The organism is Streptomyces sp. G-G2, from assembly GCF_030063135.1.
GTDB lineage: Bacteria > Actinomycetota > Actinomycetes > Streptomycetales > Streptomycetaceae > Streptomyces.
The window spans coordinates 17,997-32,499 of sequence record NZ_JASISO010000012.1 but is presented as its reverse complement, the minus strand read 5'-3'; the positions used below and the strand labels follow the sequence as shown (position 1 = coordinate 32,499).

Annotated in this window: 17 protein-coding genes; 7 read left to right on the top strand and 10 right to left on the bottom strand. The window is 70.4% G+C overall.

Annotation, left to right across the window (positions count from 1 at the left end; translation table 11 throughout):
* Window positions 1–199: 199 nt before the first annotated feature.
* From QMF80_RS12235 to QMF80_RS12195, 9 genes are all read right to left on the bottom strand, one after another.
* The gene (locus QMF80_RS12235) at window positions 200–631 is read right to left on the bottom strand and encodes a hypothetical protein (RefSeq protein WP_283452486.1); all 432 of its coding nucleotides are present in this window, start codon (window positions 629–631) and stop codon (window positions 200–202) included.
* 73 nt (window positions 632–704) lie between these two features.
* On the bottom strand, window positions 705–1,136 hold the full coding sequence (locus QMF80_RS12230) for a UCP032817 domain-containing protein (RefSeq protein ID WP_283452485.1): 432 nt from the start codon (window positions 1,134–1,136) through the stop codon (window positions 705–707).
* Between the two features lie 375 nt (window positions 1,137–1,511).
* Window positions 1,512–1,724, bottom strand: coding sequence for a hypothetical protein (locus QMF80_RS12225; protein WP_283452484.1), 213 nt, complete (start codon window positions 1,722–1,724; stop codon window positions 1,512–1,514).
* A gap of 65 nt (window positions 1,725–1,789) precedes the next feature.
* Window positions 1,790–2,620, bottom strand: coding sequence for a helix-turn-helix domain-containing protein (locus QMF80_RS12220; RefSeq protein ID WP_283452483.1), 831 nt, complete (start codon window positions 2,618–2,620; stop codon window positions 1,790–1,792).
* Window positions 2,617–3,144, bottom strand: coding sequence for a DUF6879 family protein (locus QMF80_RS12215; RefSeq protein WP_283452482.1), 528 nt, complete (start codon window positions 3,142–3,144; stop codon window positions 2,617–2,619). The genes QMF80_RS12220 and QMF80_RS12215 overlap by 4 nt, the downstream gene beginning before the upstream one ends.
* On the bottom strand, window positions 3,128–3,325 hold the full coding sequence (locus QMF80_RS12210) for a hypothetical protein (protein ID WP_283452481.1): 198 nt from the start codon (window positions 3,323–3,325) through the stop codon (window positions 3,128–3,130). Before QMF80_RS12210 ends, QMF80_RS12215 begins: the two co-directional genes overlap by 17 nt.
* Window positions 3,326–3,912: 587 nt before the next feature.
* Window positions 3,913–5,370: an amino acid permease gene (locus QMF80_RS12205; RefSeq protein WP_283452480.1), complete on the bottom strand. Its 1,458-nt coding sequence runs from the start codon at window positions 5,368–5,370 to the stop codon at window positions 3,913–3,915.
* A 214-nt stretch (window positions 5,371–5,584) separates the two neighbouring features.
* Entirely contained in the window at window positions 5,585–7,135 is a 1,551-nt protein-coding gene (locus tag QMF80_RS12200) for an APC family permease (protein ID WP_283452479.1), read from the bottom strand.
* A 28-nt stretch (window positions 7,136–7,163) separates the two neighbouring features.
* Window positions 7,164–8,120, bottom strand: coding sequence for a hypothetical protein (locus tag QMF80_RS12195; RefSeq protein ID WP_283452478.1), 957 nt, complete (start codon window positions 8,118–8,120; stop codon window positions 7,164–7,166).
* A gap of 193 nt (window positions 8,121–8,313) precedes the next feature.
* On the opposite strand from QMF80_RS12195, the gene QMF80_RS12190 reads away from it, so the two are divergent.
* Window positions 8,314–8,739, top strand: a complete 426-nt coding sequence (locus tag QMF80_RS12190; RefSeq protein WP_283452477.1) for an ASCH domain-containing protein — start codon at window positions 8,314–8,316, stop codon at window positions 8,737–8,739.
* Window positions 8,740–8,832: 93 nt separating this feature from the next.
* Here QMF80_RS12190 and QMF80_RS12185 read toward each other — a convergent pair whose 3' ends face one another.
* A complete protein-coding gene (locus QMF80_RS12185) occupies window positions 8,833–10,488 on the bottom strand; it encodes an FAD-binding dehydrogenase (RefSeq protein WP_283452476.1) in 1,656 nt (551 codons plus the stop codon).
* A gap of 84 nt (window positions 10,489–10,572) precedes the next feature.
* Here QMF80_RS12185 and QMF80_RS12180 point away from each other — a divergent pair, with 84 nt between their 5' ends.
* From QMF80_RS12180 to QMF80_RS12155, 6 genes are all read left to right on the top strand, one after another.
* The gene (locus tag QMF80_RS12180; protein ID WP_283452475.1) at window positions 10,573–11,136 is read left to right on the top strand and encodes an NUDIX hydrolase; all 564 of its coding nucleotides are present in this window, start codon (window positions 10,573–10,575) and stop codon (window positions 11,134–11,136) included.
* A gap of 9 nt (window positions 11,137–11,145) precedes the next feature.
* Complete coding sequence (locus QMF80_RS12175; protein WP_283452474.1) at window positions 11,146–11,544, top strand: YidH family protein; 399 nt, start codon at window positions 11,146–11,148, stop codon at window positions 11,542–11,544.
* Entirely contained in the window at window positions 11,541–11,867 is a 327-nt protein-coding gene (locus tag QMF80_RS12170) for a DUF202 domain-containing protein (RefSeq protein ID WP_283452473.1), read from the top strand. The genes QMF80_RS12175 and QMF80_RS12170 overlap by 4 nt, the downstream gene beginning before the upstream one ends.
* Before the next feature lie 136 nt (window positions 11,868–12,003).
* Complete coding sequence (locus QMF80_RS12165) at window positions 12,004–12,300, top strand: hypothetical protein (RefSeq protein ID WP_283452472.1); 297 nt, start codon at window positions 12,004–12,006, stop codon at window positions 12,298–12,300.
* Window positions 12,301–12,393: 93 nt separating this feature from the next.
* Complete coding sequence (locus QMF80_RS12160; RefSeq protein ID WP_283452471.1) at window positions 12,394–13,305, top strand: MBL fold metallo-hydrolase; 912 nt, start codon at window positions 12,394–12,396, stop codon at window positions 13,303–13,305.
* 148 nt (window positions 13,306–13,453) lie between these two features.
* Window positions 13,454–14,497 carry a phosphotransferase family protein gene (locus tag QMF80_RS12155; RefSeq protein WP_283452470.1) on the top strand — a complete coding sequence of 348 codons (1,044 nt, stop codon included), beginning with the start codon at window positions 13,454–13,456 and terminating at the stop codon, window positions 14,495–14,497.
* Window positions 14,498–14,503 lie beyond the last annotated feature (6 nt).

Sequence of the window (14,503 nt, the reverse complement as noted above, 5' to 3'; positions counted from 1 at the left end):
CAGGTCATGATCAACCCACGTGGTCCCTAGTCGTTTCCGCTCCTCGTCCTGGCGCCGCTTCTGCCACTTGAGGACGTTCATCCCGCTGTGGCTGACAACCCGTTCCGCGCTCTGCTCTGAACCACCGAACAAACCAAAGAGACCCCGGCCAATCGGCCGGGGTCTCTTTGGTTACTTCGACTATGCCAGGGCTACCGATCTAGGCTCGGTAGAGCGAAGGGCGCTCGGCTACCTGGTCAGGGCTGAGGCCGTCCACGGTCAGGTTGCCGGTCCACAGGTGGTCTCGGTGGGCGTAGGTCGCTTCGAAGCTGACGCGCTTCCCGCCGGGCTCCAGCTTCCAGCCCTGGTCCTGGAATTGGGCGATGCGGTCGCTGCCGCAGACGAACGAGCGGGTTGCCTGGATCAGAATCCACTGTGCAAGATCGGCGTCTTTGGCGGCGGGCCTGCCGCAGGTGCGGGCCATCTGCCAGAGCCGGGGCCATTCGACGCCGGGGCTCAGGGGGCCGATGACGGCCACCTCTCCGATCCGCCGGTCGTCAAGGTGGTGGGTGGCGTAGCCGCAGACTGCACCGAACATGGCGAACACCGTGACCCGACTGCTTCCGGTGAGGCCCTCGTCATTGCTGCTCATCTTTGGAACCCTTGGCTGTGGCCGTCCGGGCGCCTTAGCCACGCCCGGACCGCTTCCGTTCAGTGACAGTGGATCAGCAGCCGTCGCCGTCACCGCAGCACGCGGGCGGGTTGCAGTCCTGCGCCGCGCCCCACCGACGGTCATCGACGTGGAACCCGGCGGCCCTGACGCGATCCACCACGGAGCCGATCAGCGGCCGGGTACGGACAGTGGCCTTGGGCTCGTGTCCGAGGAAGAAGCCGAACTGTTCGTCGCACCACGCGGCGTATGCCTGGGTGTGAAGCACGAACGAGTGCCATCCGGGGTCCACGGCGTCGGACGGGGTCATGTCGAACGCGCGGGCGTCGCCCATGATCTTGAGGAAGGCAAGGGCCTGGTCCACGATCCGGCGGGCGGTGGACAGCTCGTGCCCGTACTCCTCCGCGCAGAACTCCGACACCTTCTCGAACAGCTCGGGACTGACGAGGTCCCGCCCGCGCCGTAAGGCGACGGAAGATTCCAGCATGGTCGTCACAGTGAGATTCCCTCTCTCTCGACGGTTGGGGAGTGGTTACGCGGCGGGCGGGGGCGGGAACTTCTCGCCGCCGTCCTTGTCGCCGGGGTCGGTCATCGCTGCACCTCCTTTCGGCCAGGCATCACCAGCGGATCCGCTGGGCGTCCCCTCCGTCGCAGTCAGGGGCACCTGCGGCGGCCGAGCTTGCACATGCGGCACTGCTCGAAGTCGAACCCGCAGCAGTAGTCACACCAGACCGTTCGACGCCCAATGCAGGTGCCGCAATAGGTCATCCCAGGGACCAGGTAGGTGCTGGTGTCTGCCCGGTCGGGTCCAGGCGTCACGGCCCGAGGTTGTCGAGGCCATCACGCCGCGCCTGCATCTCCATCAGGCGGCCACAGCACGAGCGCTGGGGCACTTGTTGTGCCGGTAGACGATGACGGGGGCGCCGGACGTGCGGTCCTCGACGCGTCGGCGTACGGGCTCCAAAGGCTTGACCTTGCGGGAGCACGCGGAGCACGTCCGTCCCGGGGCATAGGTCAGGTACTCCCACACGTCCCGGTCGAACTCCGGAACCTCTGCCTTCTTCGCCCTTGCCATGCCGTACCCCTTCGCTGCCGTTCCCGTCCATCGGCGCTAATGGTGTACGAGCGAAAGGCTTCGCTCTAGGCAGTTTCCTGTTCGCGCAAAAACCCGTCGCGGATCGACTCGACGAAGATACGCATAGCTTCACCGGAAAGCGCCATGCCGGCGAACCCATCGAATTTGGCAATGTACGGGGCAACGTCCCGGGGATCGGTTACCACAGTCTCTGCGTGAACCATTTCGATGGTTACTGTTCGATCATCCTTGATGGAGAACGAGTGCCCAGGAAAGTCGGTCTGCGCAGCGCCAAACGGAACAACCCGGATATCGACGCTGGGGAGCCGGGAGACGGACACGATGCGGTCGAGTTGGCCAACCATTACCAGTGGCGGGACAATCCGCCAGCGAAGCACGGATTCCGTGATGATGAAGCGGAACGTCTTTCCCTCAGTGTGAAGCACGGCTTGGCGAGCTAGCCTCGCACTGATGGTGCGCTCTAGCTGTACCTCTGTGACGTTCTTCCGGAGGAACACGGCCCGAATGTATTCCGGGGTTTGGAGCAGTCCCGGAACGAGGGAGGGCTGAAAGAGGCACAGAAGGTTCGTTTGGGCTTCTACAGCTTGCACCTGCTGCTGCTTACGGCTGTAGCCCAGGCGCCGGACGAGGCGCCATGCGGTCACCTCCGTGGCCTCCGCCCTCGCGGCTGCCATGTACTCGGCCTTGACATCCTCAGAGACACCTATGGCGGTGAGGATGCAATCGACGTCGGTGACGCTGGGCGACGTGTTGCCGTTTTCAATCTTGGAGAGCTTGGAGCGGGACATAGCAGCATTGCGGGCTACCGCTTTGGCCTCCATTCCGGAGGACTCCCGCAGTGCCCGCAACGCCGACCCGAGATTAGATCTGTTCACTCGCCGTACTGTGCCCACCATTCGGGAAACGGAACAGCCGCAGCCAGAGCCGCATCCCGATACGCCAGAAACTCTGATACCTGACCTTCCCCGACGAATTCCGTTCCCAGGTACTTACCCTCGCCGTCGTAGCTCATGGCGCCGACCATGTTCTGGTCGAACATCCAGAAGTCAGGCACGTCCGGGATAGGGTTTTCCTGCTCGGTGATGTCGAGGATGAAGAACTCTTCCCCAGCCGTCATATTGCGGAGATATCCCCACCCGAGTTCGAAGCGGAGATAGTCCGTAAGCGGCCGGGCGACGACGTGAACGCGGTACATGCGCTTACCGGCCCGAGTCGCATTGCTTACCGTGTTGATCCAGTCGGCCGTCTTAAATTCCTCAGGCTGAGGCTTTCCGGCAAGGAATTGGTGGTAGGCGTCGATTCCGCCAGATTTGCTGTAGTCGTCCAGCGTTTCGAGGCGGAACGCTTCCCGCTCGAAGTCCTTGAACCAGTCCCCCAGGGACTTAGATGAGGTTGTCACGGATGGCCTTTCGGATCAGCTCGATCGGGATCTCGACCATGGTTTCGTGGGCGGGGATGGTCCGGCCGTGGTCGGTGATCTCCTCGCCCTGAAACGCGAGGGTGCCCCGGTCGGTGGCGTAGATGGTGGGGCACTCGGCGTCTTCGCAGCCGCCGACCAGCCGTGTCAGTTCGGTTGCCACTGTTCCCCCTCGTCGCCGCTGGTGTCCGGTCCGATGCTGTCGGGCTGGTGAGGGTGGGGCAAGGGGTTCTGGTTTCCACTACTGGAAACCGTTGCAGTCGGCCGGATCATGTCGGCCAGGATGTTGGGGTTGGCCACGTGACCAACGCATGACCAACAGCGCCCCGAAACGGGCCGAAACACATGGGATGCATGACCAACCCCAGCCGTCAAGGAACGGCTCTACAGAGCATGTTTCCCCAGGTCAGGACGTAAGAAGGCTGGTGCCCGAGTGGAGATTTCAAGTCCCCCCTCGGACACCAGCTGAGACCCCACTTCCCGTGGGGTTTTTTGCTTTTCCGGGCTGTGGCGTGACCCACCACGTGACGAACAACCCAGTGAATCCCCAGGTCAGACCTGGGATGACAGGCCGAGTCGGCCCGCTCCGGAGTCGGCGAGCTTCCGCGCTCCGTCCTTACGTGAGTGCCCGCACCGGCAGGGTCTTTCGCGCGTTCGGCCCGGATGCGGGCGGTGGGGGTACCGGAAGGGCCCCGGTGCGGTGGTGACCGTACCGGGGCCCTTCGTGCGTGCGCGGGGCGCGGGGGCGTGTCAGTCCCGGCGCCCGGCGGCGAGGTCCGCGACCCGGCGGCGGACCAGGAACCAGCCGCCGACCAGGGCGGCGGCGATCACCGGGAGGAAGAGGATCGTGCGGCGTCCGACGCCCTCGTCGCTCCACATCAGGACCAGCACGGTGACCAGGAAGACCAGGGTCACGATCTGCGTGTACGGGGCCCAGGGCAGCCGGTAGGACGGGCGCTCCACGAGGCCCTGGCGGGCCCGGCGCCAGAAGTGCAGGGAGCAGAGCATGACCATCGCCCAGGTGCCCAGGATGCCGATGGAGGCGAAGTTCAGGACGATCTCGAAGGCGTCGTCGGGCATGAAGTAGTTCAGGCCCACGCCCATGACGCCGAAGGCGGCGGTGAACAGGACCCCGCCGTAGGGGACCTTGCCCCGGTTCATCTTGGCGGTGAACCTGGGGGCCGAGCCCGCCATGGCCATCGAGCGCAGGATGCGGCCGGTGGAGTAGAGGCCGGAGTTCAGGCTGGAGAGGGCGGCGGTCAGGACGACCAGGTTCATGATGCCCGCGGCGCCGGGGATGCCGAGCTTGTCGAAGACCGTGACGAAGGGGCTCTGGTCGGCGGAGTACTCGGTGTACGGGAGCAGCAGGGCCAGCAGGACCACGGAGCCGACGTAGAAGACGCCGACGCGCCACATGATCGAGTTGATCGCCTTCGGCATGATCTTCTCGGGGTTCTCGGTCTCACCGGCGGCGACTCCGCAGAGTTCGACGGAGGCGTAGGCGAAGACGACGCCCTGGACGACCAGGAGCATGGGGAGCATGCCGACCGGGAAGATGCCGCCGTTGTCGGTGATGGAGCCGAGGCCGGGGGTGTGGCCGTCGATCGGGTGGCTGGTGGCGACCAGGTAGATGCCGACCAGGAGGAAGGCGACGAGGGCGCCGACCTTGACGATCGAGAACCAGAACTCCATCTCGCCGAAGTACTTCACCGAGATCAGGTTCACGGCGAGGACCACGGAGAGCGCGATGAGGGCGAGGATCCAGGACGGGACGTCGCTGAACAGCGACCAGAAGTGGGCGTAGGTCGCGGCCGCGGTGATGTCGGCGACGGTGGTCGTGGACCAGTTGAGGAAGTACAGCCAGCCCGCCGTGTACGCGCCCTTCTCGCCCATGAACTCGCGCGCGTAGGAGACGAAGGCGCCCGAGGAGGGTCGGTAGAGGACCAGTTCGCCCAGGGCGCGGACGACGAAGAAGGCGAAGACGCCGCACACCGCGTACGCGATCGCGAGGGAGGGCCCGGCGCCCGCCAGGCGGCCGCCCGCGCCGAGGAACAGGCCGGTGCCTATCGCTCCGCCGATCGCGATCATGTTGATGTGGCGGGACTTCAGGTCCTTGCTGTAACCCTCGTCACCGGCGTCGACGTGGACGGCCGCCTTCGGTGCGGCAGGGGCCCGGGACGCGGCCTCTTTCAGGGTGCGGTCACTCATCTATGACTTCGCCTTCGTGGGGTGGACAGGCAGGTCCGGACCGTCACGCAGGAGAGCTGGGTGGTTTCGCCTGTGCCGCGGTCCGTTTTTGATCGCCCCAGGAGACCATGTGTGCCGTGCTCCGGCCAAAACCTGCTCTTTACCGGCAGAGGCCCCCGGCTCCCCCCGAAAGGGGTACCAGGGGCCTCTACCGCTCTTGTCGGGCGTACGGCGCTCAGGCCTGCGGGGTGACCTCGGCGGCCTGGTCCAGGCGGAAGGCCTCGTTGCCCAGGCCGATCCGGGCGTGCACCTCGGGGCGCCGGGAGCGCAGCAGCACTCCGTACAGCAGGCCGCCCACGACGGCCGCGCCGATGATGCCGGGCAGCGCCCAGCTGAGGGCGGAGCCCTTGTCGGCGCCGACCAGGACGGCGAAGTCCTTGACGGTGTAGACGGCGATGCCGAGCAGGGCGAGGCCCGCGGCGCCCGCCGCGACGAGGCGCCAGACCTGGGCGGAGGCGGTGCCGCGGCGGACGAAGAAGGCGATGACGGCGAAGGAGGCGGCGGCCATCAGGAGGGTGATGCCGAGGGCGCCGACGCTGCCCATCCAGGTGAACAGGTGCAGGACGGGGGCGGTGGGGTCGCCCACGGGGTTGTCGTCGGTGACGGCGAAGCCGAGGACGACGAGGGCCGAGACGCCGGTCTGGAGCAGCGAGCCGGTGCCGGGGGCGCCGGTGCCCGGGTTGGTCCGGCCGAAGGTGGCCGGGAGCAGGCCCTCACGGCCCATCGCGAAGGCGTAGCGGGCGACGACGTTGTGGAAGCTGAGCATGGCCGCGAACATGCCGGTGACGAAGAGCACGTGCAGGACGTCGGTGAAGGCGGCGCCCAGCCGGTCCTCGGTCAGCTGGAAGAGGAGTCCGGGGCCCGCGTCGGCGGCGCTCTTGACCACCTGGGAGGGGCCGGTGGCCACGGTCAGGGCCCAGGCGCTCAGCGCGAAGAACAGGGCCACGAAGCCGACGGCGAGGAACATGACGCGGGAGACCACGATGTGGGGCTTGCTGGTCTCCTCGGCGTAGACCGGGGACTGCTCGAATCCGACGAAGGCGGCGATGCAGAAGCACAGGGCGGTGCCGAGGCCGGGGCCGCTGAGGGTGGCCGGGTTGAAGGCGTGCAGCGAGAGGCCCTCCGCGGCGGGCTTGCCGAGGGCGGCGGCGTCGAAGACGACGACGAGGGCGCACTCGATGAGGATGAGGACGCCGATCACCTTGGCGTTGAGGTCGATCTTGAGCCAGCCGAGGGCGCCGGTGGCTGCGACCGCGACGAGGGCCGGTATCCACCAGGCCACCTGGAGTTCGAGGTAGGTGGCGCAGAGGCCGGATATCTCGAAGCCGAGGATGCCGTAGACGCCGACCTGCATGGCGCTGTAGGCGACGAGCGCGACCAGGGAGGCGCCCGCGCCCGCGGTGGGGCCGAGGCCGCGCGCGATGTAGGCGTAGAAGGCGCCTGCGTTGTGGACGTGCCTGCTCATCTCGGCGTAGCCGATGCTGAACAGGGCGAGGACGACGCCGAGGATGACGAACAGCAGCGGCTGGCCGACGATGCCCATCACGCCGAAGGTGGTCGGCATCACGCCGGCGACCACCATCAGGGGCGCGCTGGCCGCCAGTACGGAGAGCAGCAGGCCCGCGGTGCCGAGGCGGTCCGCGCGCAGGGCCCGGTCCTGCCCCTTGTACGTGCGGATCTCCGCCGCGGTGGTGCGCGGGGACGTGGTGGAACTGCCCGTCGCCATGGCGGGGGGTCCTTTCGGGAAGGGAAGTTCAAGCGGAGCCGAGCGCGGCACTGCGCGCGGCGAGGAAGGCCTTGTGCGGGTCGAGGTCGGGGTAGGACCAGGGGGCCCGGGTCGCATGGCTTCCGATGCGCTGGAAGAGTGCGGCGGCCTCGGCGGGGCGGCCCTCGCAGAGCTTGGCGTGGGCGAGGAAGTTCAGGTCCACGCGGTTGCGGGGGTGGTCCTCGCGTTCCCATTCGAGCCACCAGTCGAAGGCGGAGCGCAGGACTTGGCGGGCGCGGCGGCCAGACCAGTGTTCGGCGGCCGCGACGGGGCCGGGGGCGGCTCCGCCGTGGGCGGCGGCGAGGACCCGGTAGCGCTCGGCGTGGGCGATGACGGGGAGGACGGCGAGCGGGGAGTCGGCCGGGGACTCCTCGGCGGCCCAGGCGGCGAAGTCGTAGACCTCGTGGAGCGGGTCGTGGCCGTTGCCGGGGAGGCGTTCGGCGAGCCGGGCGACCATCACGTGGTGGGCGTGGTGGTGTTCCCGGTGCCGGGCGCGGACCTGGTCGAAGTGGCGGCTGAACTCCTCCTCGGTGCCGTAGGCGCGGGAGAGCAGCAGCAGGCCGAGCCAGGGGGTGGGGTCGGCGGGCAGCAGGGCGGCGGCGCGGCGGCAGGCCTCCTCGGCCGCTTCCGGACTGCCCTTGCGGCGCAGGGCGTTGAAGACGGCGGCGCAGGCGAGCAGGGTGGTGGCGTCGGCGCTCTCGGGCTCGGCGAGCAGCCATTCCCGGGCCCAGGCGGTGGCGGCCGGGGTTTCGGCGAGGACGACGACGCGGTGGCCGCGGCGGTCCCAGTCGTCGGCGGTCGCGGCGAGCAGGGACCGGGCGGTGGCCCAGCGGCCCTGGGTAAACTGGGCGCGTACGTCGACCAGTTCGATGTCGCACAGGGCCGCGTCGAAGAGCTGGGCGTCCCGCTTGCGGGCGCGGCCGAGGGGCGGCGGAGGCGGAGACATCCGCGGTTTCCCTCCAGAACGCGAGCGCGGGTCGACGAGCGGTGGATGATCACGCACAGCAAACCGGTAGGCACAGCTCCGAGTCAAGGTCCAGTCCACTGGGTGGCGGGTTTCAACTGGTCTTCGAAGTAGCGCAGTTGGGGTGGTTGCTCCGGTTCTGTGCGCCGGGGCGGGCGGGAGCTAGGCTGGCTGGATGACGATCATCGATGGGCTGCCGCCGTACCTGCTCGGTTTCCCGGGTCCCCTGCGCGACAGGCTGGTGGCGGCGGTGCTGAGCGGGGCGAAGACCACCACCACGGGGCTGTTGGCCGGGTACGAGGCCGAGGGCGAGCCCTTGCCCCGCCCCGGCGACCGCGCCGCGCTGCTCGACTCGGCGGAGCGGGCGGTGGCCGTGGTGGAGGTGCTGGAAGTACGGGTGCTGCGGCTGGGCGAGGTGGACCTGCGGCACGCCGTGGACGAGGGCGAGGGGGACGCCTCCGTGGCCGAATGGCGCTCCTCGCACGAGGAGTTCTGGCACAGCGCGGCCCTGCGGGAGGAGCTCGGCGACCCGGAGTTCACGGTGGACGAGGAGACGCTGGTGGTCGCCGAGCGGTTCCGGGTCGTCGAGCGGCTGGGCTGAGCGGGGGCGCGGGCCCCCCGCGCGGCGGCCCGGCGGCGGCCTCGGATCGCCGCCCGGGCACGCCGCCCCGGGCCGCCGCCTCAGCCCATCGCCTCAGCCCACCGCCTTCGCGGCCGCGCGGCCCGCTGCCCGGCCCGAGAAGATGCAGCCGCCGAGGAAGGTGCCCTCCAGGGCGCGGTAGCCGTGCACCCCGCCGCCGCCGAAGCCCGCGGCCTCGCCCGCCGCGTAGACGCCGGGCAGCGGCTCGCCGTCCGCGCCGAGCACCCGGGAGGAGAGGTCGGTCTCCAGGCCGCCCAGGGACTTGCGGGTCAGGATGGAGAGCCGGACGGCGACCAGGGGTCCCGCCTTGGGGTCGAGGATGCGGTGCGGGGCGGCGGTGCGGATCAGCTTGTCGCCGAGGTACTTGCGGGCCCCGTGGAGGGACATCACCTGGAGGTCCTTGGTGAAGGGGTTGGCGATCTCCCGGTCGCGGGCGGTGATCTCGCGGCGCAGTTCCTCCTCGTCGATCAGGCCCTCCTTGGTGATCGCGTTCATGCCGCGGACCAGGGCGCCCAGATCCCGCTCGACGACGAAGTCGGCGCCGTTGTCCATGAAGGCCTTGACCGGGCCGGGGACGTCCTGGCGGGCCCGGTTGATCACCTCGCGGACGGACTTCCCGGTGAGGTCGGGGTTCTGCTCGGAGCCGGAGAGCCCGAACTCCTTGCCGATGATCCGCTGGTTGAGGACGAACCAGGTGTGGTCGTGGCCGGTCTTCATGATGTGGTCGAGGGTGCCGAGCGTGTCGAAGCCGGGGAAGAGCGGTACGGGCAGCCGCTTGCCGGTGGCGTCCAGCCAGAGCGAGGACGGGCCGGGCAGGATCCGGATGCCGTGCCGGGACCAGATCGGGTTCCAGTTCTCGATGCCCTCGGTGTAGTGCCACATCCGGTCCTTGTTGATGTGGCTGGCGCCCGCCTCCTCCGCGATGCCCAGCATCAGGCCGTCCACATGGGCCGGCACCCCGGAGAGCAGCCGTTCGGGCGGGGTGCCGAGCCGGGCCGGCCATTGGGCGCGGACCAGGTCGTGATTGCCGCCGATGCCACCGGAGGTGACGATGACGGCCTGGGCGCGCAGGGAGAACGCGCCGGTGGCCTCGCGGCCGCTCGCGGCGCCCCGTACGGCGTCGGAGGGTTCCAGGACCTCCCCTGTGACGGTGTCCAGGGTTCCGGCGGTCCGCGAGAGCCCGGTGACCCGGTGGCGGAACCTCAGCTGGACCAGCCCGCGCGCGACCCCGGCCCGGACCCGCCGTTCGAAGGGTTCGACCAGCCCGGGGCCGGTGCCCCAGGTGATGTGGAAGCGGGGTACGGAGTTCCCGTGGCCGGTGGCGTCGTAGCCGCCTCGCTCGGCCCAGCCGACCACCGGGAAGAAGCGCACGCCCCGCCGGTGCAGCCAGGGGCGCTTCTCCCCCGCCGCGAAGTCGACGTACGCCTCGGCCCAGAGGCGCGGCCAGGCGTCCTCGTCGCGGTCGAAGCCCGCGGTGCCGAACCAGTCCTGGAGGGCCAGGGCGTGGCTGTCCTTGATGCGCATGCGGCGCTGCTCGGGGGAGTTCACGAAGAACAGGCCGCCGAAGGACCAGTGGGCCTGGCCGCCGATCGACTGCTCGGGCTCCTGGTCCAGCAGGATGACCTTGCGGCCCGCGTCGATCAGCTCGGCGGTGGCCACGAGGCCCGCCAGCCCGGCGCCGATCACGATGACGTCTGCGTCGTACCCCATGCGTTCCCGTCCTGACCTCGGTGGATGGGACAGATCCTGGCTACCTCGCGGTAACCAGTCAACAGTGATGAGGGGATGGGCTCCATGAATGCGATGAATCCGGTGGAGCGTCCGGAGGAGAATCCGGCCGACGAGGTACTGGACGTGGTCGACCGGCGGGACCGGGTGACCGGGCAGGCCCCGCGGGGCGAGGCGTACGCCCGCGGGCTGCTGCACCGCTGTGTGTTCGTGCAGGCCAGGGACCCGGAGGGGCGGATCTTCGTACACCGGCGGACCGCGTCGAAGCTGGTGTTCCCGTCCCGGTACGACATGTTCGTGGGCGGGGTGGTGGGCGCGGGCGAGAGCTACGCCGACGCGGCGCTGCGGGAGGCGGAGGAAGAGCTGGGGGTGACCGGCCTGGCCGCGCCGACGCCGTTGTTCACGTTCCTGTACGAGGGCGAGGGCGGGGCCTGGTGGTCCGCCGTGCACGAGGTTCGGTGCGCGTCCCCGGTACGGCCGCAGGCCTCGGAGGTGGACTGGTACGCCTTCGTGGACGAGGCGGAGCTGGCGCGGCGGGCCGGTGACGGGTCCTGGCCGTGGGTACCGGACGGGCTGGAGGCGTACCGGCGGCTGGCGGCGGACCGGCGGTCGGCGGACCGGCGCCAGTAGATTGGGCGGATGATCGACTTCGTCAGGGGGGTGCGCCTCTGGTTCGCGCCCCAGCGGCTCCGCGAGGAGGGCGACACCCCCGACTACCGGTTCTCCCTCGCCAACGAGCGGACCTTCCTCGCCTGGATCCGGACCGCGCTGGCCCTGGTGGGCGGCGGGTTCGCGGTGGACCAGTTCCTGCCGGACCTGCGGTGGGCGGTGCGGGTCGGGATGGCCCTCGCGCTGCTCGTGGTCGGGGCGGCCTGCGCGCTGCGGGCGGTGAACCACTGGGCGCGGTGCGAGCGGGCGATGCGGCGCGGGGAGGACCTGCCGCTGTCCCGGTTCCCGGTGGTGCTCAGCCTGGGGGTGGGGCTGGTCGCGGTGGCGATGGTGGTGGTCATGCTGATGGGCTGGACGACGGGCCGGTGACGGGGCCCGCCGCGCAGCGGTCCGCCAGGGACCCCGGGCTCCAGCCCGAACGCACCCGGATGGCCTGGCGGCGTACGACGCTGAGCGCCTCGGTGACCGCCGTGCTGGCGGTGCGCCAGGCGCTGCACGGGTCCGGGTCCGCGGTGGAGGTGTCCGCGACCGTGTTCATCGTGCTGGTGTGGCTGGCCTTCCTGGTGGTGGCGCACCGCCGGATGACGGCGCTGGCGGCCGGGGGGACGCCGGGGCCGGCTCCGCGCACGGCGCTCGCGACCGCCCTGTGCACCGTGGCCCTGGCGGTGTTCGCGATGGCGCTGATCGGGTGAGGCGCGCTGCGGCCTCCCGTCGGGGGGGGGAGCCGAACGGGGAGTCACGGCGGGGCCGCCGGTGTGATCATCCGGCTTTTCCGCGCCGTGCGGACACAACCGGCGATACGGGCCGGCCGCCACTAGCCTCGGCGCCATGACGACCCTGCACCACGAGCACCCCACGCACGAGCACTCCCACGGTCCCGGCTGCGGCCACACCGAGGTCGACCACGGCGACCACACCGACTACGCGCACGACGGCCACCTGCACCGGGAGCACTCCGGGCACTGGGACGAGTGCGAGCCCGCCGGGCACGTGGCCCACGAGGGCCACCCGCACGCGCACGGCGCCGGCTGCGGCCACGAGGCGGTCCCCCACGGCGACCACGTGGACTACGCACACGACGGCCACCGGCACGCCGAGCACGACGGGCACTACGACGACCACTGAGCCACACGTGCGGCCGTGACCCCGCCCTCCCCCGGGACCGCGGCGGCTGGCAGGATGCTGCCCGCCCGTCAACGCGACCCGGGGAGTGCGCAGATGACCGCAGAGAAGCCTTACCTCGTCCAGCCGGCGCCAGGTGTCTTCGCCTACATACAGCCGGACGGGGGCTGGTGCCTCAACAACGCCGGGTTCGTGACCGGCGGCGGCCGGAGCCTGCTCGTCGACACCGCCGCCACCGAACGCCGGGCGCTGGCCCTGCGGGACGCGGTCCTCTCGACCGGGGCGCCACTGCCGCGCACCGTGGTCAACACCCACCACCACGGGGACCACACCTACGGCAACGCCGTCTTCACCCCGGAGGCGCTCGTCCTCGGCCACGACCGGTGCCGCTCCGAACAGCTGGACGCGGGACGCCAGTTGGAGCTGATCTGGCCGGACACCGACTTCGGCGCCCTGCCGATCACCGCGCCCGACCTCACCTACAGCGAGCGGGCCACCCTGCACGTGGGCGACACCGTGGTGGAGGTCATCCACCCGGGTGTCGCGCACACCACCGGGGACTCGGTGGTGTGGCTGCCGGAGCAGCGGACCGTCTTCACCGGGGACCTGGTCTTCGCCGAGGGCACGCCCTTCCTGGCGATGGGCTCGCTGGCCGGTTCGCTGCGGGCCCTGGAGCTGCTGACCGCGCTGGACGCGGAGACCGTCGTACCGGGGCACGGGCCGCTGACCGACCCGTCGGCGTACGAGGCCACCACCCGCTACCTGCGCTACGTCGCCCACCTCGCCGAGGAGGGCCGGGAGCGGGGGGACAGCCCGCTGGAGACCGCGCGCCGGGCGGAGCTCGGGGAGTTCGCGGGCTGGCGGGAGAGCGAGCGGCTGGTGGCCAATGTGCACCGGGCGTACGCGGAACTCGACGGCGGCCCGCTCGGGGAGCCGCTGGACATCATGTCGGTGCTGCGGGACATGACGGTGATGAACGGCGGGGTACCGATCGCCTGTCACGCCTGAGCGGGCGCGCCCGCGGCGGTCCGCCGTCCGGAACCCGCGGGGCGGATTTCCGGGCCGCGCCCTGGACGGCATACCGACTGGTCGGCATGATGGCTCCCAGACATCCGATCGGCCCGCCCGTCGTCAACTCCTCGTGGAGGTGCGCACCATGACCACAGCCCCAGCCGAAGACCCCCGGGGCCTCGATCTGGAGCGGTTGCGCGGTCATCTCGACCACGCGCTGCCGGGGCTGGTGAGCGGCCCGCTGAGCGGCAGGCTGATCGAGGGCGGCCGCTCGAACCTGACCTACGAGATCACCGACGGCGCGTCCCGCTGGGTGGTGCGCAGGCCCCCGCTGGGGCACGTACTGGCCACCGCGCACGACATGCGGCGCGAACACCGGGTCATCGCGGCGCTGCGCGGCACGGCCGTCCCGGTGCCCGGGGCGCTGCTGCTCTGCGAGGACGAGGCCGTGCTCGGCGCCCCGTTCTACGTCATGGAGTACGTCGACGGGGTGCCGTACCGCACGGCGGGCCAGCTCGCCGCCCTGGGCCCCGACCGGACCCGGCGTGCGGTGCTCGCCCTGGTGGACACCCTGGTCGACCTGCACGCGGTGGACCCCGGGGCCGTGGGCCTGGGCGACTTCGGCCGCCCCGAGGGCTTCCTCGACCGGCAGCTGCGGCGCTGGGGCAAGCAGCTGGCGGCCTCCCGGGGCCGGGAGCTGGCCGGGATCGACGAGCTGCACGGGGCGCTGGGCCGGGCGCTGCCCGCCTCCCCCGCGCCCACCGTCGTGCACGGCGACTTCCGGCTCGACAACGTGCTGATCGGCGGGTCCCCGTCCGGCGACGACACCATCCGGGCGGTGCTGGACTGGGAGATGTCCACGCTGGGCGATCCGCTGACCGACCTCGGACTGCTGGTGATGTACAGCTCCGACCTGGGGCTGACCGAGTCCCCGGTGAGCACGACCAGCGGCGCGCCGGGCCATCCGTCGCCCGCCGAGCTGATCGAGCGGTACGCCGCCCGCTCGGGCCGGGACACGGGGGCGATCTCCTGGTACACGGCCTTCGCCTGGTTCAAGCTCGCGGTGATCCTCGAGGGCATCCACTACCGCTACACGCTCGGGCAGACCGTGGGCGCGGGCTTCGACCGGATCGGCGAGCTGGTCCCGGTCTTCATCGAACACGGTCTGACCACCCTCCAGGAAGGCTGAGGCACC